This is a genomic window from Paenibacillus sp. NPDC055715, from assembly GCF_053617595.1.
On record NZ_JBSHGA010000006.1, the window covers coordinates 120347 to 141628 of the forward strand.

Consider the following 21282-nt stretch of genomic DNA (forward strand, 5'->3'; position numbering starts at 1 on the left):
AGTTTAAAAGGCTTCTCTGCTCTAGCATTTTGGCTTTTCTCGCAACGATATGAACCTTGTTTCCTTAGTTCCAAAACCAAACCTCTCGTAATGGGGACATGAAATTCAGGCTTATGACCTTGCCAAAGTCAGACAAAAAATGGTCATATGTATTCCCTCTTCGGATGCCTTTTCACCTAAGACACGCGCACACGCTTGTAAAGTACTGCCGGTTGTATAAATATCGTCCACCAGCCAAACAGTAACACATTTCTGATTTCCCATTTTACATTGAGACTCAGCGTTTAAAATAAAATACTTAATTAACTCCGTCATACCTGGTACAACAGAGAACGCATTATACATCGTGTCTGTGCGTTCTTTTTTTGTTTTAAAGCTTTGTTTACCCGTATCTTGTGGACGAGCAAGTAAAGGTAAAAAGGGCAGCTTATTCCGCCTGGCAAGCTCCTCAGCCAAAATTTGAGCCTGATTGAAACCTCGATCTGTCAATCGTGTCTCGCTTACCGGAACACATGTCACCAAATTCACGCTCCGCAGAGACCGATTGAAGCGAAAATATTCCGGACCAGCAAATTCATGCCTCATCGCCTGATAAGCCCGATACATCATCTCGCCGAGCGGTGGACCGTACTTTTCATTTCCGCGATACTTAAACTGCCCAATCCATTCTCTCATAATAGGCGTATAGCTAGTCGCACTCCGATTACACACATAGTAGCGCGCTGCCCGGTCAGACCTTACACAATCAGGACAAAATGTCGGGCGTCCACAATGAACACACCGAATGTTGTGAATCCAAGGAATTTGAGCCGAACAAGAAGTACATATCCCGGCGAACTTGGAAAAACTCCCCGTATGAGTTCCACAAGCGATACATGTTTCTGACTGACGCTGAAGTAGCCAATTCAAAAAAAGTTGGGTTCTGCGCATCATTTTCATACGGAATGCACCTTTCTTGGTAGTTTACGTGTCAACATTGTATCAGGTTTCACATTTCCAAAAAAAATTTTTTTTATTTTGTGCATTTAATGTTTCACCTCCTGTAGATAGCCCTTTTTTCGCGCTAGTGTATTCATGCGCTTAATTTGTTTAATCGCCCTCTTTTGGCCGCGAGTCCATTGGGGAGATGTGAAAACGACACTTCCACACGGGTCATCCTTCGACCTTCCTGCTCGACCAGCCATTTGTACCAGAGAGGCTTCATCAAAAAGACTACTATCCGCGTCCAGTACATACACATCACTCCGTGGAACCGTCACACCACGCTCCAAAATAGTGGTTGTGACCAGTACACGTATTTCAGTTGCACGAAAGGAACGTACCTTAGCGCTTCGTTCTTCATCCTGGGATGAAGTGCCCGCAATTGGGATATCAGGCAGGCGTTTGATCAACAATTGTACTAGAGATTGAATATGTGAGATTCGTGTCACAAACAGGAAGACCTGAGCGCCGCGATGTATGGATGCGACCAAGCGTTGAATCAGGCATGCAGGAAGCCGTCCCTTTTGCAGCCAGTGCTTCACTGAGGCAGTCTCCAGACGGAATGGGACAGGCAGTGGATGGCGATGAAAACGAACGGGAACCTTGGCATGCGGTAATAGGCCGCGTGCAGCCTCTTTTTGCAATAGTAGCGGTGGAGTAGCAGACAAATAAATGAATTTCCCCTCCGGCTTACATACAGCCTGTGCGGCAAAGGCGAGCATTGGATCATTGTGATAAGGAAACGCGTCAATTTCGTCAATGACAACCAGATCAAAGGCCTGACGATAACGCAGAAGCTGATGAGTCGTTGCGAGTGTCAGTTGCCCCCTTTGCCAGCGTTCATCGCTGCCTCCATAGAGCGTTACCATGCTCACATGAGGAAAGGCGCTTGCCAAACGGGGCACCAATTCCAGTACCACATCCCGGCGTGGTGTCGCTACAAGCGCTGTCCCTCCATGCTCCAGCACATGTTGCAGGAGTGGAAAGATCATTTCCGTCTTGCCTGCGCCAGTCACGGCCCAAATCAAAAACTGCTCTGCCACGGCATCGGCAGTTGTTGGCGAAGGATGCCCGCTGTTGCTGTTGCGGGCAAGGACACTGCCCTGCGACGCAGCAGCAGGGCTTGTTCCCCAGCGTGTAGCCATGCCACGCCGCAGCAGCTCGCCCGCCCGGAGCCAAAGGCTTTCCGGGCGGGCGAGCCCCCGCACCCCACCGGGCGGTGCGGCCAAAAAACGCAGCGCCGCTTCAGCGGCGGCGCGTTGCGCAGGGCTCAGCCCCCAGCGGTCGAACTCCGCAGCCGGGGCTGTGTCCACCGTGCGCGGCACGGCGGGTTTCGCTGCACCGCGCAGCAGCAGCGAGCACTCACGGCTGCGCCCCAGCGCGAGACACGTCTCGCAGTAGGCGCACGCCTTGCGTCCGCACGATGCGCAGCCCGTGCGGTACATCGCCCCGCTGCCGCAACGGTTGCAGCGGAGATCACGCGCGGTGGACCGGCGCGTATGTGACGCAAGGCCAGCAGCAAAGCTGAGCCGGCCTTGCAGGTACGTGAGCTGCGCAGCTGAGCGCCAAGCTCGCTCCAAACCTGGCACGGCCTCAGCCAGCAGCGCTTCAGCTTCCGGAACGAGCAATTGGCGTCCCGACAGCAAATCAGCCAGCACATCCGCTTGTCTTGCCACACACTTCATATCCAGTTTTTCAATTCCGCTGTTGGAATGCCTTGTTTGCCTGAGGTACGGTACTCCTGCCCTCTCCCGTTCCTCACTCTCTCCCCCATGCATCGTGCTGGTGTTTGGATGGAACATCTGCCCATCCCTAATGCATATAGCATTGATTCCTCCAGTCAAATTCTGCTCTGCGTCAAAAGGCTCTGAATTCAGCTCATCCTTTAGTTGTGCAAGAACGTATTGCCACCATTGCTCCCTTGTCCATCGCTTCATGTCTGTTGATCCCTTGAACACTTCACACAGCTTTACGCCCCAAGGTAACGGAAGCTCTCGCCCCAATATCACCCATTTTCCGACAGCATTCTCCTGTTCCTCGTTCCCTGTCAACCACCATGCCATATCTACTCGAATATCTACGGATAAGCGAATATCCCATTTCCCCCTATACCTGACCACATATACCGCAATTTTCATTTGGCACCCTTCCACTTCTCATATGCTTATTTTTCCTCTTTCTAACAAAAAAAGCAAAAAAGCACACTTCCATGGCCCATAGCCTGAAGTGTGCTTCACATCATTCGGATTTCAGCAAAATCCCTTTTATCTTGCATATGCAATTCCTTATAAACATTTATATCCGATTTCGACCGTAATGTACACAATACTTTTCCATTAACGAACAAGTGGAGCATCCACCAACGGGTTGGCTGTTCTGAGGTCAATAACAACCTGCTTTTCACCGCCTGACTTCGGTAAAACCGGGTTTCCCGGTGAAAAACGATATGAAACGACCGAAACATCCATATGGCTGTAACGCACCATCCGTGTAAGAATCGGCAGCGTATCGTCCACAGATTCATCATCCAGTACCATCACATGCAGCGGCCTCCGACGTAACCAGGCAAGTATGCTCAATGAACGCATCACCCACTCCACACGTTCTCCGTCATTAGAAGTAATGACAATATAACGGGTCAGCCGTTGATCCGAAGATAACGCACGCACATCGTCGCCATTGCGATAGGCTTGAACCGCCTGCCGTATATACATAAGATGTACAACTGCGGCTCCCAGACCATATATAAGCAATATGCAAACCAAATGAGCCATCACGAAGGTTCCACCTCCTCCTATAGCGACAATATATGCCGTATAACAGGAAGAGGTGTCACGGTTATGTACTGGGTTTCAAAGACTACACTTTACAGCGTAACCCATCCGTATTTGATAGAGTTAATAACCGCTTGTGTCCGATCATCAACCTCCATTTTTTGCAAAATACTGCTGACATGGTTTTTGACCGTTTTTTCACTAATGAATAAATATTCACCGATCATCTTGTTGCTCTTGCCTTCAGCCATTAAGCGCAGCACTTCAGCCTCACGACGGGTCAGCGGGTTATTTTCGCCTGCGACGAACTTCACGCCAGCTTCCTTGGTATGACCTTCAGCCATAGCCCCGGTTTCATTCAGGTACGTCATGCGACGGAGCTGCTGAATGAGTTTACCCGTTACCTTCGGATGAATAAACGCATACCCTTCATGCACGGAGCGAATCGCGTTGATGAGGGACTCGGCCTCCATATCTTTTAACAGGTAGCCATTAGCTCCCTTGCGCAACGTCTCGAATACATAGCTTTCATCATCATGAATGGACAGAATGATAACCTTGACATCCGGGAACATCTCACGCAGTTTTTCAGTTGCCTCCACACCGTTTTCAATAGGCATATTAATGTCCATCAGGACGATATCCGGCTTCTCTACATTACAGAATTCCAACACCTGAATACCGTCACCACATTCTCCAATGACCTCAATGTCGTCTTCCATATTCAAAATACGTTTAAGCCCTTCACGGAACAACTGATGATCGTCCGCCAAGAGAACTTTAATGGGTGCGTTACTATTTTCTTGATTTTCCATGTTGTTACTCCTTTCCCTTTTCCACGTTGGTTGGGATATGAATCACTATCTTGGTGCCTTGATTCTCAGCTGATTCGATCTCCATTCTCCCCTCGAGCAGTTCAACCCTTTCCCGCATCCCAATCAGACCAAAATGCCCATGATCTTTGCTCTTTCGCTGAAAAAGCTCCGGCTTAAAGCCCAAACCATTATCCTGAACCACGATTTTCACAAGCTGCGCCTGATAGGTAATCTCAACAAGCACATAGGTAGGATAAGCATGCTTGGCAACATTGGTCAAAGCTTCTTGGATCAAACGGTAAATGGCTGCTTCCATCGCGGAAGAGAGACGGTGTTCCTTGCCCCTTGTTTCAAAAAGCGATCTAATCTTCGTTTTTTCCTCAAAATCCTGTACATATTTCCGTAGCGTCGGAACAAGCCCCAGGTCATCCAGAGCCATAGGACGAAGATTGAAAATGACCTTTCTCATTTCCTCAAGACTGGAGCGAACCTGTTTCTTCAAGTCTACTATTTCGTCCTGAACCATCTTAAACTCCTGCTTGGCGATCATTCTTTCCACAATTTCCGTCCTAAGCACTAGATGCGCTAGAAGCTGTGCAGGTCCGTCGTGAATTTCACGGGATATCCGCTTGCGCTCCTCTTCCTGGGCTAAAATAATTTTCAGACCAATAAACTGTCGGTTTTTGGCCGATTCGATGATCCGCGTCACTTGTCCCAACTCACCCGACAAGTATTCCAGCACGACGCCCATCTGCGAACCGATGGTTTCGGCCCGCTCTACTGAATCCTCGACACTTTTAGCCCGCTTTTGAAGATCATCTCTTCTGGCCTTGAGATACATTTCCTTCTCGCGGAAGATCATCACATCGAGTTGAAGCTGTGTTGCTCTCTCGTAAGCCTGCTTGATATCCTCTTCCGAATAGCGGACAAAGTCACGGCTGACCTCAGTCAGCCGAATACGGGACCGCCGATAGTTCATTTCCAACTGGTCCACCTTTTCAATCGTTTCCGCCGTTTCCTTCAGGACGCTCTGGAGTTCCTGATTTAACGTGACCAGCTCGGTCTGGGACGTGTCCAAAATTTCGAACATCTGATATTTGCTGTTCTCCATCACCTGGAGGGCATTCTTAATGACTCGGTCTATGATATCGGCTTGAAAGTCCACAAATGTTCTACTCCAATCCTAGCATTTCAAGTATATATCATACCATATCATGACTGGAGGGTGATGGTCTTCGTTTCTTGTTCCCATTTCACAGTCATTCCTAGCTGCTCTGACACGAGTCTTAACGGGACTAAAGTCCTACCACCTAGCACAATGGGTGCTACATCCGTGCTTTGACGCTTACCATTCAGGACGACTTCCTTTTTACCCACCGTCAAATCCATTAGCACACCGCCACGCATAATCGTAATCCGCTGATCGCCTGCATTCCACTTGGCTTGCCCGCCAAAAGCGTCCAGCACGTACTTGATCGGCACATACGTTGAGCCGTTGCGAGTCATCGGAGCCGCATCAATTGTTGTTGGCGTCCCGTCCACGGTCATTAACTTTTGTCCGATTGACATTTGAGCCGTTCCTTTTTTGAGCCCTTCGGTTCCGACCGTTCCCGGTGTATTAAAAGAAATATTATCAAAAGCGACATTGCCCGTTTTAGCGCGCTCATCCTGACCTTCGGCCACATTGACTACATACAGGCGCTTGAGCTTCACCGGATATGAAATATTCAAACCACTCATGTCTGCGTTAATTGTTTTCCAGCCGTTCCAGTCGATTACTTTGGCCAGGTCTATATATGCCGTTTTTCCTTGGGCATCTTCCAGCTCCGCACGTAACCAGTTCAAGCTTTTATCTCCTCTAACATCAATCGAGATGGATGTAGCCGCTTGTTCAAGCGTTTTGCCGGTTGTACCGTTCAGCTGGGCGTAAGCATACATTTTACCACTACCGTTCGTCATGTCATAATTCAACTCAAGCACTTTGGAATTGGCATGGTCGCCATCTCCTTGTACAATAGCCGCTGTGCCGGTAACGCCTTCCACGTTCGAAGTAAAATCAACCGGATACGAAACATTTTCGAAGTTCTCCCAGTTGTTTGTGCTAGCCTCGCCAGCAGACAAGAAAACGACTGCGCTGAAACCATCATAGCGACCGATAGCATAGCCTGTTTTCACACCTGCATCCACCGTATTTACCGTAAGTTGATTGTCCTTAACACTTCCCTTAAAGCCGATGTATTCCCATTTGAGCTCATCTGACGAAATGCTGACGCTCTGGCCGTCTTTCGTCCTTGCAGTTACTGGTACCGCAATTTTAGCTCCTGCGGTAAGCGATCCTGTCCCACTGCCTGCGGTAAGTGATGAAATTTCATCTGCTCCCAGCACAGTAACCTTGGTCGTAGCACTAGCTGAGCCACTGGATGCCGTCAACGTAGCTGTTCCTGGTTTCGATCCCTTCACAACTCCGCCACTCACCGACACCACGGACGGGCTGCTTGATTTCCACGTCACTTGTACATTTGAGGTATCGAACGGATTGTAGTAGGTGTCATAGCCTTTAAAAGAATAGCTTCCAGTCTGACCGATAAGCAGCGTTTTATTGCCTTTAATCGTGAAGCCTCTGAGCGTCCCTTTAGGCGCACTGGTGTATACACCCACACCGTTTACGACGCTCCGTTGCTCCGTACCGTATTCCGTATTGAACGTAAGCCCTGCTGTCGTATCTCCCAAATCACGAGTTACCATCGTGGTGGAGCCGCCACCATCCAGGTTCATACCCTTCCAGACACCAATATCTTTCATCAGCGTTTGCAATTCGCTCAGGGATACACCAACGCTATTCCCGTTCTTCTCAACGGCAATCACATAAGCATAACGCTTGTCACGGGAATATCCCAAGGCCGTGCGCGCCCGCGTCCCGTCTATGCTCGTTGTACTGCGGGAAAACGGAGTTTTCTGACCGTCATTCACCAATATGGTGTGTCCGCCAATCATCATTTGGAGATTGGAAGGGTCCACCTCACTCCCTGTCGATTTGACACGAAGATGATAGCTGGTTTCTACCGTTTGTCCCACTGTCAGATGGGCTTTGACATATTCAGCCGCTTTGCCGTGAGTACGTAAAATATAGCCGTCCTGCGGCACAGTCATATTCAATGTAGCATTGTTGGAAATTTGCGTAACCACACCATTTTGCACTAACACCTCGGTAGGCGTTGTTGAGCTGTTTTTCGGCCGCTCAATTGCTTTCCAGGCAGATGTATAAATGTACATAGCATTGGAATGGCTGTAGCCGCTTCCGCTCGTTTCAGGCGAATACGAAGCCTTATTCATCCCCGCTAAAGGGAAAGTTGATCCATCTCCGGCTTTTACTGTGCCTTCAAAGGTGAACTGCTCCACCATTGGGGAACCATCCTTGGTTACTGCAAAAGCATACATCCCCGTTAAATCGGACGGAGTAGACATCAATACTCCCTTCGATACTTGTCCACCAATCGGGGCACCCTCGCTGGAGGTATTAAAATAATCTCCGTTCACACCTGCGACTGCTCCAGTTTCTTTTGCCATACCGCCTGTGCTTTGACGGGTTGTAAACTGCCCATTTTTCCCGGTCATAACATCCAGCTTGACGTATGGATTTTGTAAGTCCACCCGGATGATATCAGCTAACGCTGTTCCTTTGGAGCCTGTAAAACGATATTTCATCAATGTTGCACCGGAAGTAATAATTTCTTCCCCCAACTTTACAGTTGAACCGGAAGCTGCACTCGCAATCGGCGCAGATATCCAGCCGTTTAACGGAATTAGAGCGCCTGTTCCGGCAACGGGTCCAACCCACAATACTCCCGCCAGTGTCAAAACAGCCCATCTTTTAACGATCCCTCTGCCATCTACTTTCTCATTGCCTTGTTTCCTATTACCTAAAAACATATGGATGATAGCTCTCCCATCTTCATTGTATTCAAACGGACTTTTCCGATCATGTACTTTAAACTCTATCAAATAAACAAAAAAAGCTTCTTATGTTAATAGACTTATTATAAAGGTAAAAGTTACGAAAATCCCGTCAACTATTTCATAAAACACAAACTATAAATTGACGAATGCATAATTAGCACACTATAATACACATGAACTTACAAGTTCAAATAATACTAATTAGTTCAAATCTAGTGTTATGCACCCACCGAGAGGATTGATAATCATGAATAAACAACGAACAATCACCATACTTATCCTATCCCTGAGCATCGCGATTGCTGGATGTTCTGCCGGGAAGGAAGATCCCGCTCTAAGCTCTGCTGCACAGCCAGTCGCTGTGCGTACCGCAATCGTCAAGTCCTCACCGCTTCATACCGCCTATAACTTGTCAGGCACGCTTCAGGCTTATGAGGAACGCACATTGGCTTTTCAAAATGGAGGTACTGTAGCCAGCGCAGAGATAGCTACCGGTACCCCTGTACAGAAAGGCGCGATCGTTGCTCGTCTGGATGATGCAGACTACAGGCTTCAGGTTGAGCAGGCCACAGCATCAATTCAAGAAGCTCAGGCTGGTATAGATAACGCACAGGCTAACCAGCAGGCTGCTGCATCCGCGATCCAATCCGCCGATGCAGGTATTGCCAGCGCGGACGCGAATGTCAGCAAGGTCAACAAGGGGGCGCGAGCCCAAGAGAAACAGCAAGCTCAAGCGACCGTAGATAAGGCCCAAAGCGCCTATACCAAGGCCAAGACAGATAGCGAGCGCACACAAAAGCTATTTGAAGCAGGTGCAGCCACTGCGTCAGACAACGAAAGTTCCCGTCTGAATGCTACCGCTGCTCTGAAAGATCTGGAACAAGCCAAAGACTCCCTTTCCCTCCTGCTGGAAGGAGCAACCACAGAAGACCACCAATCCGCTCAGGCTTCCTTGCAGGATGCGCTTGCTGGAAGATCCAAAGCCCTTGCAGCCAGTGAACAGGCTGAGGCCTCAAAAAAACAGGCCAGTGCCAATTACGAAAAGGCGCTTATCGCCAAGGGTCAGGCTGAGCTCGCCCTCTCCCGTACCCGTTTAACCTCCCCTGTTAACGGCGTCATTTTAGATAAGATCGTGAATACAGGTGATTTAGTCGCTTCAGGCCAAGCAGTCTATCGCATAGGCTCCATTGATCGACTCAAGGTTCTGCTTCCGGTACCGGACAGTGAAATCAGGGATTGGAAGAAGGGGCAACAGGTCAGTGTCATGTTGTACGAGGAAACCCGCCAAGGCACAGTATCCAACGTTTATCCGTCAACGAGTACCAATACAGGTAGGGTTAATGTAGAGATTGTCATTTCTAATCCGCAAAGAGACTGGTTACCTGGTCAGGTCATTAAAGCTGCTCATCAGGTAACAGACAAGAACGGCATTCTCATTCCGGCCGAAGCGGTCATTAACACGGGAAGCAAGCCTTTTATTTTCAAAGATGTCCATGGAAAAGCTGTTAAAACTCCAGTGGAGCTTGGCAATCAGGTCTTAGAAAATCAGCTTCAAATCGTATCCGGCCTTCGTGAAGGCGAACGTATTGTCATTAAAGGGGCGGAAACTCTGTTTAATGGAAATGCGATTCAGTCGGTGGAAGGCGGACGCCCATGATTGAGTATATCGTAAAAAAACGAAAAATTACGTTGCTGTTTTTTGTCATGCTGATTTTAGTCGGAACCTTCAGCTTTTTCCAGTTACCGCAGCAGGAGATGCCGGATGTCACAATACAGAATGCTATGGTAACAACAGTCTACCCTGGTGCTTCACCACAAAAAGTAGAACAAACCGTAACCAAAGAATTGGAGAAACGCATCAAGGAAGTGGAAGGCGTTAAAACGATTAATTCGACTTCTGGTAACGGATTCTCCTCTATTTTAATCGAATCCAAAAATGGAGTTGATCCCCAAACAGTTTGGGATAATATGCGTAAAAAGGTGCAGGATGCACAAGCCGATCTCCCTGATGGCGCTGAAACACCTGTTGTGAATGATAAGCTGACAAGCTCGTTTATCGGCTCCTATGCCTTGATCGCTGACTCTGTCGCACCGCTGTATCAACTAAATGATATGACGACAACCTGGAAAGACCAGCTCAATACCATATCTGGCGTATCCAGTGTCAAATTCAGAGGTCTTCCTGATCAAGAGGTACGAGTCTATATCGACAATCAGAAGCTTCAGCAATACCAACTGTCCTGGGGGCAAGTTGCGCAGGCGATCCAGTCTCAGATTGACCGGGTCCCTACCGGGGATATTGAATACAACGGGCGCAGCTATCAGCTCATTGTTCGGGAAACAGAAAAAGCCAACGAGTTAGGTCAGGTCATTCTGGCACGCACCAAGGAAGGGAACCCTGTTTACCTACGAGATGTGGGTACGACTGAGCTGGCACATTCCAAAGCAGGCTACTTTGCTTACATAAATGGTAAACCAGCCATTACACTAAGCATTGGAGCAGAAACAGGCACCGATATCCCGTCTATGAGCGAGAAAGTCAATACCAAGCTGAAAGAGCTGGAGAAGACACTCCCCGCAGGCGTTCACTTTGAAGCTATTTTTGCACAAAAAGATCAGGTAACTCATATCTTCGACGATTTAAAACGTGAAACGATTCTTGCTATTGCGGCTGTTATTCTCGTTTGTATGCTGGGCTTGAATCTGCTCACCTCTGCTTTTGTCGCGCTGGCGATTCCTATTTCGGTTTCGATTGCCATTATCTTTTTGCCCATGCTCGGCATTACACTCAATCAAATTTCCGTTGTCGGCCTGATTATCGTGCTTGGTATACTCGTCGATGACGCCGTAGTCGTAAATGACAATATCGAACGCAGACTTACGGAATTAGGTGAATCTCCCTCCGTTGCGGCGGTAAAAGGCACCAAAGAGGTGATGCTTTCCATTTTAGTTGCCACGATGGCTACCATCTCAGCCTTCGCTCCACTGTTATTTCTTCCAGGGAATGTAGGTGCATTTATTAAACCGATTCCAGCCATTGTTTCCCTGACCATGCTTGTCTCCATGATCATGTCGCTTACTATTATTCCTATTTTTAGAGAATGGTATGAGAAACGCAGACAGGCTCGTCACTCTCAGGGAAAACCTAAACCACCTGGCTTGTTAGGTCATCAGATTCAATCTTTAAATAAGCTCTATTCACAAAAGTTAATGCCCAAAGTAATTCAGCGTCCTTTGCTGACCGCAATGGTTGGACTTATGCTCGGGACGGCTGCTTATGGACTGGTCGCTTTCACAAGGGTTGAATTGTTTCCAGAATCGGAAGATCCTCATGTCGCATTAAATATAAAAATGCCTGTGGGCACTTCAATCGCGGAAACAGACCGGGTAGTTAAAGACATTGCAGGTTGGGTAAGAAAACAACCCGAAACCTCTAACGTAACCTACGGTGCTGGAGGAACAGCTCCGCAATTATTTAGTGACATTAACAGCGGCGGCGGTGATAGTAGCGACAACGAGGTTGTCGGTCAGATCGCTGTTGTGGGCAAAAAGAATGTATTTGATCTCAATACGACAGTCGCTGCCTGGGAACAACATGTTAAAAAAGCCTACCCTGGAGTTACAGTTACGATGCATGTTCCCGGTCTGGGAATTCCTGTTGGTAAGCCCGTCTCTATTCGTATTTCAGGTCAGGACCTGAATGAGCTGCAAACCCTTGCCCAAAAAGCAAAGGAACAAATCGCCACAGTTGATGGCACAACGGGTATCGTGGATGATATAGGGATTGAGCGATATGCGCTGGAACTTGAGGTCAACAAGCAAGCCATGGATCAATACCTGGTAAGCTATACAGATCTGACCCGTACCCTGCTTCTATTAAAAGAGGGGGCTAAAGTTAGCCAATTTGATACAGGAAACGATCTGGTAGATATTAAATTGTATTTGAATCATAGCAACGAGGAGCCCAGCACGCTTTTCCAGCAATTAAGCGTAGTTAATTCAGCTGGCGTACAGATTCCATTAAACCAGATCGTACAAATTAAGCCAACATTTGCTATTCAGCAAATCAAGCATTACAATATGGAGCGAACGATTACGGTGGAAGCCGACTTGAACGGGCGAACTGCAAGCGAAGCGATGGTGGATGTAGAAAGCAAATTGGCACAAATGAAGTTCCCTGACGGCTATAAATGGGAGGTGGGCGGAGAAACCTCTGATCAGTCCACCATATTCGCGGATTTAGGGAAGCTGGCGATCGTTGTAGTCCTGCTCATTTTACTCTTGATCACCATGCAGTTTTATTCGCTGTCCATTCCTATAATCATTATGACGACCGTATACCTAGCAGCAGCCGGCGGAATTATCGGTATTTTTCTGACAGGTATGCCTATCGGTTTTATGAGCATCATGGGAATTATTGCGCTGTCGGGAATTGTAGTGCGGAACGGAATTGTGTTAATAGAGTTCATCGAGGATGCCCGGCATGAGGGAATGGAGCTGAAAGAAGCTGTGATACAAGCAGCCGCTGCCCGTTTCAGACCCATTTTATTGACTTCTCTGGCTGCAATTGTAGGTATGATTCCGTTAGCCCTACTGGGTAGTCTGCTCTTTAAACCACTGGCGTTTACCGTCATTTTCGGATTGTTATTCTCGACGTTGTTAACCCTGTTTGTAGTGCCGTCATTGTATATGATCATGGCCAAGTACAAAATGCGCCGTCAACTCAAAAAACAGCAGCACACGGTTATCACACACGATCAACCTTTGTAGTTACATGCAGTGAAGTACACACTGTCGGATTGAACCCTAGGGGGAAGTATGAATGGAAAGCAAAAAAAATGATATTTTACAGGCAGCCATTCGGCTGTTCTCCAGAAAAGGCTACTATTCAACATCTGTTGAAGAGATCGCCAAAGAAAGCAGGATGGCGAAGGCATCCTTTTATAAATATTTTCAAGGGAAAGAAGAGCTTCCTCTGGAAATGTGTATCATTCTGGAGAATAATATTGAACAAGACATCCGGGCACTTTACAGCAAGCCTGACCTTACTAAAGAAGATAAACTGCACGATTTTACTGTACTCTATTTGAAAAACCTCGTTGAAAACAAAGTGTATCTTATGATGGATCTTCCTGAGCCGTCCATGCTAATTTTTCAGAATGAGCAACTCAATGGTGCCTTCGAGAAACATGAATACAAACTGTACAATTGGGTACGTGACTGCCTGATTGATGTTTTTGGACCGGAGATTGAAGATCATGCATGGGATATGACCTTTGTGCTCAAGAGTGTTGTATTTGAATACATTCGCTTCTTTGCGGATCGGATGAATGATGAAACGATTGAGCAGCTTACGCAATTCATCATCTTTTTATCCCATTCCTTCGTAGCCAACCTGAATAGTGGTGAATCCGCCCCTCATTTGTTCTGGAACAAGCAGGGCTGGTTACCTGAAAGTACTCTAAGCAATCCCTTTGATCAAGGACGCCAGATTAACGGCCTTCTCCACTCTCTGGAGGACAGTATTCTGCTGTCTTCATGGAGTTCGAAGAAGAAGCAGGAGTACCAGCAAATTGCAGCTCTATTAAAGGAAGAAGCTTTGAAGGCAAATCCCCAAATGGGTCTTTTAAAAGCTCTGTTTTCATATTTGGAGCAGTGTAAGGAGTTGCAAAAAGTTTGTCATTTGCTTAAAAAGCTGTTGAATCTTGCCCCCCCAACGGAGTAAAAGCTTAGCAATACAGAAATTTTCAACTCAACTTGTAAAATACATCACAAAAAAAGACTGCTCATGTAAATCATGAGACAGTCTTTTTTGGGTTATTAGCTGCATTGGATAACATATGAGAAATTACAGACCCGCTTGCGATCTCAGAGCTTCAGCTTTGTCTACGTTCTCCCATGGCACATCCAGATCTGTACGGCCAAAGTGACCGTAAGCAGCCGTTTGCTTGTAGATTGGACGACGCAGGTTCAGCATTCGAATGATACCTGTTGGGCGAAGATCAAAATTGTTACGAATCAGTTCAACGATTTTCTCGTCGCTTACTTTACCCGTACCGTATGTATCAACGCTAATCGAAACCGGCGTAGCTACACCAATAGCATAGGCAAGCTGAATTTCTACTTTATCTGCCAATCTGGCTGCAACGAGGTTTTTCGCTACATAACGGGCAGCGTAAGCAGCGGAACGGTCCACTTTGGTCGGATCCTTACCGGAGAATGCTCCCCCGCCATGACGTGCATAACCGCCATACGTATCTACAATAATTTTGCGGCCTGTCAGACCCGCATCCCCTTGAGGTCCGCCAATAACAAAGCGTCCTGTAGGATTAATGTAATACTTGGTTTGCTCGTCCAGCAATTCCGCAGGAACAACTGGCAAAATAACCTTTTCCTTGATGTCTGCCTGAATTTGCTCTAATGTAGTATCCTCTGCATGCTGCGTAGAAACTACAATAGCATCAATACGAATTGGTTTTCCATTTTCATACTCTACTGTTACTTGCGTTTTACCATCTGGGCGAAGGTACTTTAATGTTCCATCCTTGCGCACTTCGGCCAAACGGCGTGCAATACGGTGAGACATGGCGATAGGTAATGGCATCAACTCAGGTGTTTCGTTCGTAGCAAAACCGAACATCAACCCTTGATCGCCTGCACCAATGTTTTCCGTTTCTTTATCTACTTCAGAAGGATCACGGCTTTCCAGGGCAGCGTTAACCCCTTGAGCGATGTCCGGCGATTGTTCATTCAAAGAAGTCAATACAGCGCAAGTATTATAATCAAAACCATATTTCGCACGTGTATAGCCAATTTCCTTAATCGTATTGCGTACAATGGATGGAATATCCACGTATTCCGATTTGGAGCTGATTTCACCAATGACGAGAACAAGACCAGTAGCTACCGATACTTCACACGCTACCCTTGCATTAGGGTCATTAGCCAAAAAGGCGTCCAATACGGCGTCAGAAATCTGATCACAGATTTTATCCGGATGACCTTCTGTTACAGACTCAGACGTAAACAAATGACGGCCTTTTACAGACATGAATTTCAACCTCCCACAATTAAAATACATGAGGATTTATATAAAATCCTGACATGGCAATGGCATTATGCAGACACTCATACGTCAACATGTGACGGAAAATGACTTCTATGCCTGATTAACAAAAAATGAACCTTTTCCGGTAGGAAAAGGTTGCGTACAAGCCTCAAATGCCATGATATCCTATTTAAAACGAGGTGTCAATTCAAATCGCCCAATTACAAAAAGCGAAGCCAAGGCAAATGGACAAGAACTAATTTTTGATCTAGACGAGAATAGCCCTATTTTAAAAACAAACAACTGCACCTCAAAATCAGTAAAATTATTGCAGCTTACAAAGTACCAAATTCAGACAAGCTTCGTTCGGCAGATTGTACCAATCGCTTGGTAATTTCGCCGCCCACAGAGCCATTCTGTCTTGAAGTCAAGTCACGCCACTCCACATTTGCACTTCCTTTAAACTCGCCCAACTCTGCAGCAAACTCACTGTCTGCACTAGGATTTACATGCGCATATTGGGGATTATAAACTGGAAGCCCAAACTCAGCAGCAATTTCATACTTCAAATCATGTAATCTGGCACGGCTTTCGGGAATCAATCGACCTCTTGACGCCATCGTACACACCCCATCAATTGTATTTTCTATCATGAGGTTAGTGTGCAGCGTTTGGAGCCAGCTTAGCCAAGAACAATTTGCTATCCCAAACAGTATTTACGCAAACGAACATTCCAACATACCGTCTATTGGAGAGTATAACCGCCACGTACCATGACGACCAAGCCAAACTTCTGGCCTTCTTTTACCTGAATACCTCTTCCTTCTTTAGGAAAGGATAGTAAATGATTTTTCTCAACCGCCTGATTATAAACAATTTCCGTGCCGGAAGTGATATCAATAGCTCCACTGGCATCCATGCTATAAACAACAGCATTCCCGTTACGCAAAATAAATTCCGATCCAGCCTTGGCAATCAGCTTTTGACCGGGCTTTACATCAACAACCTTCAAATCCTCTGTTTGTTCCGCTGTGGAGGCTTTTCCTGAGCTAGAGGCTCCCGGTGTCGTTGAATTAGGTGTAGAATTAGTGGTGGAAGGAGTTGACGAGTTAGTCGTCTTACTACCAGTTATCGTTTCACCTTTAAGAGCCTGAGCAATCTTTTGATCAACATAGCTTTTGGTTACAACTGGATCGTCAGCTGTTCCCGGTTGTCCAGAGCTGGAGGCTCCCTTAACTGAATTGTTCATTAAGGAGCCTGCAACAATCCCTCCTCCAAGCAAAACAGCGGCCAGCAATACTTTGTAGCGTGATTTCATGAAATCCTCCTACAGCATGTAAATGCATCTGTAAAAATAATTATATATTAGTATTATTCGCTCACTCCAGAAGCAGCACTTTGTAAAACCCAAGGTTTATCATAAGCCATCTTCAATGTATCAATACTTATAACTAAATCTGCGGCTTGCTGTTCTGTACTCGTTACCTTCAGATTTGCATCAAACACTTGAAGCTCTGTAGCCAACCCCACATCAAATTGTTTTTTTGTCATATCTGCTGCGCTGCGCGCACTAACCAAACCAGCTTGAAGTTGAGAGTACTGACTCTCTAAACCTTTAATAGTATTATAAGCAGTTCTTACAGCTTCTTCAAGTTGTCTCTTTGTTCCTTCTGTAGCAAGTTGAGCTTTCTCTACATTGAGCTGCTCAGCTTCATAAGGTGTATTTCCAGGAGTACTAAAATTGTAAAGCTTCAAGTTCAATTCTGCTAAATCCACCTTTTGCTCACTTAACCAAATAGCAGTACTACTAGTAAGTACTTGGCTTATTGTAGTCTCTACATTGCTTTTAAATTCAGAATAAACAGGCTTATCCTTTAATTCATAACGCTGCTCAGGTTTGTAACCAATCAATTGGTTCAAAGCCACAAAAGCACTATCCAAATCTTTTTTAGCCTTGTCTAAGGACGCTTGGTTTTGAGTCACCAGATTGGTTGCCTGTGTAACCTCATAGTCACTCGACATTTGGTTATCTCTCTTAATTTGTGCAACTTTAAGCTTAAGCTTTGCATCTTCAATATTTAAAGCAGCCAACTTAACCGCATTTTTCTTTTGAAGAAGCTTATTATAAAGGTCCTTCACGTTGTATTGAATCTTTTCCTTAGTCATGTCCAAATTCTTCTTTGCAGCCTCATAATTAAGGTTGGTTTGAGCATAACCCTTAAAAGCTCTATCAGAAGCTTCAACACCTGCCTCGGCAGGAACAAAATTGATATCCTTACCCGCTTCTTTCATAATTTTACCAGCTTGATCAATACTATTTTCTACTGTTTTGATCGAAGTGCTATCAGCGATTGCCAGCTTAACGGCATCATCATAACCCAAAGTGTCATTATAATAGGTATCATAAGTTACTTTAGTCACAGAATCCGCCAGAGGCTTACTGGACAGGCTATTAGCTTTACCATTTGTACTTCCAACTGCTTGATTTGAAATAGTAACTGTCCGTGTAGCCTGATCCCAATTTACTTTGGCGCCTAATGATTGGCTCACAAAGCGTAAAGGAACGAACACTTGACCCTTTTGGATTTGAGTAGCTACATCCAGTTGTACAGGAGCACTATTTTTATAAGCAAGCTTAGAACCCACATTCAAGGTCAACGTATCCTCATTTTTAGATGCTGTTACTTTTTTAGCTTTACTATTCCAATCCACTTGCGCTCCCAAGCTTTCGAAAACTCCACGAAGAGGTACCAAGGTTGTATTTTGACTAACAACAGGAGCTTGCGTATATTGCTGGGTTACACCGTTAATAATAACTTTTATATTACCTACTTGAGCTCCCGCAAGATTGGCAAATGCAGAAGAAAGAACCAATGTGGAAAGTACTGCTACTCCAAAACGTTTCATAATTTCTCTCCTTTGTCAATAAGGCTAATAAAAGAAAAGGGCTCCAAAAGGAACCCTCTTCTCATCTAATTCAGTTAACTCAAAAGAGTTGCTCTTAAATTAGTTGTTGTTTTCAACAGTTACTGTTTTCGCAGTTGCATCATAATTGATGGATGCATCCAGCGCTCTGCTTACCCAGAAGATAGGCAGTACAGTACGGTTTTTGTTAGTTACAGCTTTAACGTCCATACGAACCACAGAACCGTTAATAGTCAACAGGTTAGTGTTCAATTTGATCTGAGCAACGCGGTCACCTTTAATCAAGGTAACTGTGGAAGTTGCTTTGTCAAACAGGATGTTTTGTTGGGATACACCCAGAGCTTCAGCTGCATAACGTACTGGCAAGTAAGTGCGTCCATTTTGAGCATAAGCAGCTACATCAGCTGTTTTGCTTTCGCCGTTCACAGTGTAAGCAGAGCTTCCCAGTGTGAAGACAGCTTTAGTTTTAGTAGCACCTGGAGCTGGAGTTCCAACAGTTGCGATTGCTACTTCAGCAGCTGAAGTGTTGTTGCTTTTCCAGTTTTGAGTGCTGTCAGATGCGCCTTTGTATGCAGTGTAAGAAATTGCGCTACCTTTCAGTTTAGCAACGATATCGCCTTGAGCTACAGTACGGTCAATAGACAGCTTAGGAGCCGAGATTGTGATTGTACTTGGAGTAGCACTTTCGCTATCGATGTAGAAGCTCAGACGACCTTTGTTGCTGTCGCCGTAAGTATCAGTAGATACAGTCTTCACTTTAACGTCGCCAGCTGTGACTTTAACTTCTGGAGTAGAAGCAAAGCGTACGCCTGTTGGCAATTCCAAGATTACTTCACGGCTGCCATCTTTCTTAACGAAAGCTTCTTTAGCTGCTTCAGTAATTGTGATATCGCCAATTTGTTGGTCGCCCAGACCGATTGTCAGGTTTGGTTTGGATGCAACAGCCAAAGTAACGGCTTGCTTCACAGTTGCAACCTTAACATTACCAGTCAGACCTTGGCTACCAGCAACTTCAAGGTTCAAATCGCCAGAGAAACCTGGTTGCGTAGCAACTTCAACGTTTTTCAGTTTCAAAGTACCAGCGTCAGTTGTGCTGTTAGGATTGCTGAAAGTCAGTTTCAAAGTACGTTTGTCGGAGTCAGTGTAAGATACTTCTGCTCCACCCAAGCCGTTTGAGTTCTCCATAGAACCAGCGAAGTTGCTTCCAGGGTTGTTGCTATCAAAAGTAGACTGCCAACGAGCACCTTCAGGCAGACGCAATGTTACAGTACGTCCTTTTACAAAGGATTTAGCAACAGTTTCTTTAATTGTAATATCACCAATTTTTTGCTCGTCATGACCAGCAAGAATTGTTGTTGGAGCAGCAACGGAAACGCCACCACCGATTTTACCATAGCTACCAACTACGAGGGAGCTAACATTAGTTGTTGCATTACCAGAGATACTAACTGTAACGTCGCCTTGTTTAGCGCTACTTTCATCATTAACATAGAATCCTACAGGTAATTGCAAAGATGCTTGGTCTGTACTCACTTTATCCAAAGACAAAGTTAAAGTATCGCCGTCAGCAGAATATCTTACATTTCCTGGTTTGATGTCATTACCAAACAGGATAGTAGCTGCAGATTTAGGAGCAGAATTCCATTTGAAACCGCTAGGCAATTTCAACTTAATGTTGTTATTACCCAAAGAACCAGGAGTCTCTTCTTTAATTTTCAAAGTTGCACTGAAGTTGTCTTCACTGGAAACAGTATCAGCTGCGGACAAAGAAACTTGACCGGAAGAAACCACGTTAGCAATTGTCAATTCACCGCTAGTAAAACCACTTGCGGAAGCAGCATCAATAGAAACTTTTACAGGCCCACTGCTAGGTCCAGTAACATTGACTTTACCAAAATTCAGGTAAAGATCAGCAGCATCTTTAGAGTTACTGAAATTCAATTTTACTATTGCAGAATTGTTAGTCAGCTTAGTAACTTCAACTGCATTGGCATCATTATAACCAGTAGCTCCAACGTTCTTATCGAGAGAGTTATCTTTTGCATCAAGATATACGCCCAAACCATAAGTAGAATCAGTAGCAGTGCTTACGCGACCAACACCGTTTAAAGCGCCAGAAAATTCAAAGCCTTTTGGCAATGTTACTGTAAAAGAAGCACCAGCTGCGATGGAAGCTTGGCTAACGCTAATTTTTGCTCTACCCAATGTAGCATTAGATTGTGCATTAGAAGTAATGCTAGCAGTATTTAGAATTGTATTGCTAGAAGCTGCATGAACTGCAGTTGGTGCAGTCAGTGCTGCGATTGGAGCTGCAACACCAGCAACCAATGTTGCTGTTGCCAGCACGTTGATCATTTTTTTATTAAACTTTGTCATAACCTTTTTTTCTCCTCCTTGAATATAACCAGAAATATTATTTTTGTCTTTTTGTCGGATCTTGTCACTCATCAGTCGTTACACCTCCTTTCCGAGCTTTATGAGAACTCTGTAAAATGATATCTGTGACAATATCACAGAAGCTTGGAATCTAGTTAAAAGAAAGCGTCCATTCACGACGTACTCCAGTATTATACAATGTGATAACAATGCAGTAAAGATTTTTTTTAGCGATTTTTGTCTTTACGCTTTTGTATCTCCTTGTTTTATACTCACCCAATTAGACGTAGTATGGGTTCAAAAAGTTGCGTCCGTTTAAAAAAAAAATAAAAATAAAAATTTTATATTCCGCTTCCGTACAGTCATAATTATACTATTGAACCTCTTCCTACGTCATCATGCAACT

Annotated in this window: 14 protein-coding genes; 3 read left to right on the plus strand and 11 right to left on the minus strand. The window is 45.5% G+C overall.

Annotated features, from left to right (window positions below):
- Positions 1–111: 111 nt before the first annotated feature.
- From ACWGOO_RS12155 to ACWGOO_RS12180, 6 genes are all read right to left on the minus strand, one after another.
- A complete protein-coding gene (locus tag ACWGOO_RS12155) occupies positions 112–675 on the minus strand; it encodes a ComF family protein (protein WP_452483688.1) in 564 nt (187 codons plus the stop codon).
- 350 nt (positions 676–1025) lie between these two features.
- Positions 1026–3119 carry a DEAD/DEAH box helicase gene (locus ACWGOO_RS12160; protein WP_452483689.1) on the minus strand — a complete coding sequence of 698 codons (2094 nt, stop codon included), beginning with the start codon at positions 3117–3119 and terminating at the stop codon, positions 1026–1028.
- A gap of 198 nt (positions 3120–3317) precedes the next feature.
- Positions 3318–3755: a hypothetical protein gene (locus tag ACWGOO_RS12165; RefSeq protein WP_452484009.1), complete on the minus strand. Its 438-nt coding sequence runs from the start codon at positions 3753–3755 to the stop codon at positions 3318–3320.
- A gap of 92 nt (positions 3756–3847) precedes the next feature.
- Positions 3848–4570, minus strand: a complete 723-nt coding sequence (locus ACWGOO_RS12170; protein WP_044648607.1) for a response regulator — start codon at positions 4568–4570, stop codon at positions 3848–3850.
- Between the two features lie 4 nt (positions 4571–4574).
- The gene (locus tag ACWGOO_RS12175; protein ID WP_452483691.1) at positions 4575–5735 is read right to left on the minus strand and encodes a sensor histidine kinase; all 1161 of its coding nucleotides are present in this window, start codon (positions 5733–5735) and stop codon (positions 4575–4577) included.
- Between the two features lie 47 nt (positions 5736–5782).
- On the minus strand, positions 5783–8500 hold the full coding sequence (locus ACWGOO_RS12180; protein WP_452483693.1) for a stalk domain-containing protein: 2718 nt from the start codon (positions 8498–8500) through the stop codon (positions 5783–5785).
- A 274-nt stretch (positions 8501–8774) separates the two neighbouring features.
- Here ACWGOO_RS12180 and ACWGOO_RS12185 point away from each other — a divergent pair, with 274 nt between their 5' ends.
- From ACWGOO_RS12185 to ACWGOO_RS12195, 3 genes are read left to right on the plus strand one after another with little or no spacing between them, the layout of a single operon-like run.
- Positions 8775–10184: an efflux RND transporter periplasmic adaptor subunit gene (locus ACWGOO_RS12185; RefSeq protein WP_452483695.1), complete on the plus strand. Its 1410-nt coding sequence runs from the start codon at positions 8775–8777 to the stop codon at positions 10182–10184.
- Positions 10181–13297, plus strand: a complete 3117-nt coding sequence (locus ACWGOO_RS12190; protein ID WP_452483697.1) for an efflux RND transporter permease subunit — start codon at positions 10181–10183, stop codon at positions 13295–13297. Before ACWGOO_RS12185 ends, ACWGOO_RS12190 begins: the two co-directional genes overlap by 4 nt.
- Before the next feature lie 52 nt (positions 13298–13349).
- A complete protein-coding gene (locus ACWGOO_RS12195; RefSeq protein ID WP_452483699.1) occupies positions 13350–14252 on the plus strand; it encodes a TetR/AcrR family transcriptional regulator in 903 nt (300 codons plus the stop codon).
- Positions 14253–14375: 123 nt separating this feature from the next.
- Here ACWGOO_RS12195 and metK read toward each other — a convergent pair whose 3' ends face one another.
- The 5 genes from metK to ACWGOO_RS12220 all read right to left on the minus strand — a co-directional run bounded on the left by metK (position 14376) and on the right by ACWGOO_RS12220 (position 20948).
- Entirely contained in the window at positions 14376–15578 is a 1203-nt protein-coding gene (metK, locus tag ACWGOO_RS12200) for a methionine adenosyltransferase (protein WP_452483700.1), read from the minus strand.
- A 332-nt stretch (positions 15579–15910) separates the two neighbouring features.
- Positions 15911–16195: a small, acid-soluble spore protein, alpha/beta type gene (locus ACWGOO_RS12205; RefSeq protein ID WP_452484011.1), complete on the minus strand. Its 285-nt coding sequence runs from the start codon at positions 16193–16195 to the stop codon at positions 15911–15913.
- 125 nt (positions 16196–16320) lie between these two features.
- Positions 16321–16893, minus strand: a complete 573-nt coding sequence (locus ACWGOO_RS12210) for a hypothetical protein (protein WP_452483702.1) — start codon at positions 16891–16893, stop codon at positions 16321–16323.
- 53 nt (positions 16894–16946) lie between these two features.
- Positions 16947–18482: a stalk domain-containing protein gene (locus tag ACWGOO_RS12215; RefSeq protein ID WP_452483704.1), complete on the minus strand. Its 1536-nt coding sequence runs from the start codon at positions 18480–18482 to the stop codon at positions 16947–16949.
- Positions 18483–18581: 99 nt separating this feature from the next.
- Entirely contained in the window at positions 18582–20948 is a 2367-nt protein-coding gene (locus tag ACWGOO_RS12220; RefSeq protein ID WP_452483706.1) for a copper amine oxidase N-terminal domain-containing protein, read from the minus strand.
- Positions 20949–21282: the final 334 nt, after the last annotated feature.

Excerpts from the sequence above, each read along its gene's own strand:
- ACWGOO_RS12165 (WP_452484009.1), bottom strand. The coding sequence starts at position 3,755 with ATGGCTCATTTGGTTTGCATATTGCTTATATATGGTCTGGGAGCCGCA.
- ACWGOO_RS12205 (WP_452484011.1), bottom strand. The coding sequence starts at position 16,195 with ATGGCGTCAAGAGGTCGATTGATTCCCGAAAGCCGTGCCAGATTACAT.
- ACWGOO_RS12185 (WP_452483695.1), top strand. The coding sequence starts at position 8,775 with ATGAATAAACAACGAACAATCACCATACTTATCCTATCCCTGAGCATC.
- ACWGOO_RS12190 (WP_452483697.1), top strand. The coding sequence starts at position 10,181 with ATGATTGAGTATATCGTAAAAAAACGAAAAATTACGTTGCTGTTTTTT.
- ACWGOO_RS12215 (WP_452483704.1), bottom strand. The coding sequence starts at position 18,482 with ATGAAACGTTTTGGAGTAGCAGTACTTTCCACATTGGTTCTTTCTTCT.
- ACWGOO_RS12195 (WP_452483699.1), top strand. The coding sequence starts at position 13,350 with ATGGAAAGCAAAAAAAATGATATTTTACAGGCAGCCATTCGGCTGTTC.
- ACWGOO_RS12155 (WP_452483688.1), bottom strand. The coding sequence starts at position 675 with ATGAGAGAATGGATTGGGCAGTTTAAGTATCGCGGAAATGAAAAGTAC.
- ACWGOO_RS12220 (WP_452483706.1), bottom strand. The coding sequence starts at position 20,948 with ATGAGTGACAAGATCCGACAAAAAGACAAAAATAATATTTCTGGTTAT.
- metK (WP_452483700.1), bottom strand. The coding sequence starts at position 15,578 with ATGTCTGTAAAAGGCCGTCATTTGTTTACGTCTGAGTCTGTAACAGAA.
- ACWGOO_RS12180 (WP_452483693.1), bottom strand. The coding sequence starts at position 8,500 with ATGTTTTTAGGTAATAGGAAACAAGGCAATGAGAAAGTAGATGGCAGA.
- ACWGOO_RS12170 (WP_044648607.1), bottom strand. The coding sequence starts at position 4,570 with ATGGAAAATCAAGAAAATAGTAACGCACCCATTAAAGTTCTCTTGGCG.
- ACWGOO_RS12160 (WP_452483689.1), bottom strand. The coding sequence starts at position 3,119 with ATGAAAATTGCGGTATATGTGGTCAGGTATAGGGGGAAATGGGATATT.
- ACWGOO_RS12210 (WP_452483702.1), bottom strand. The coding sequence starts at position 16,893 with ATGAAATCACGCTACAAAGTATTGCTGGCCGCTGTTTTGCTTGGAGGA.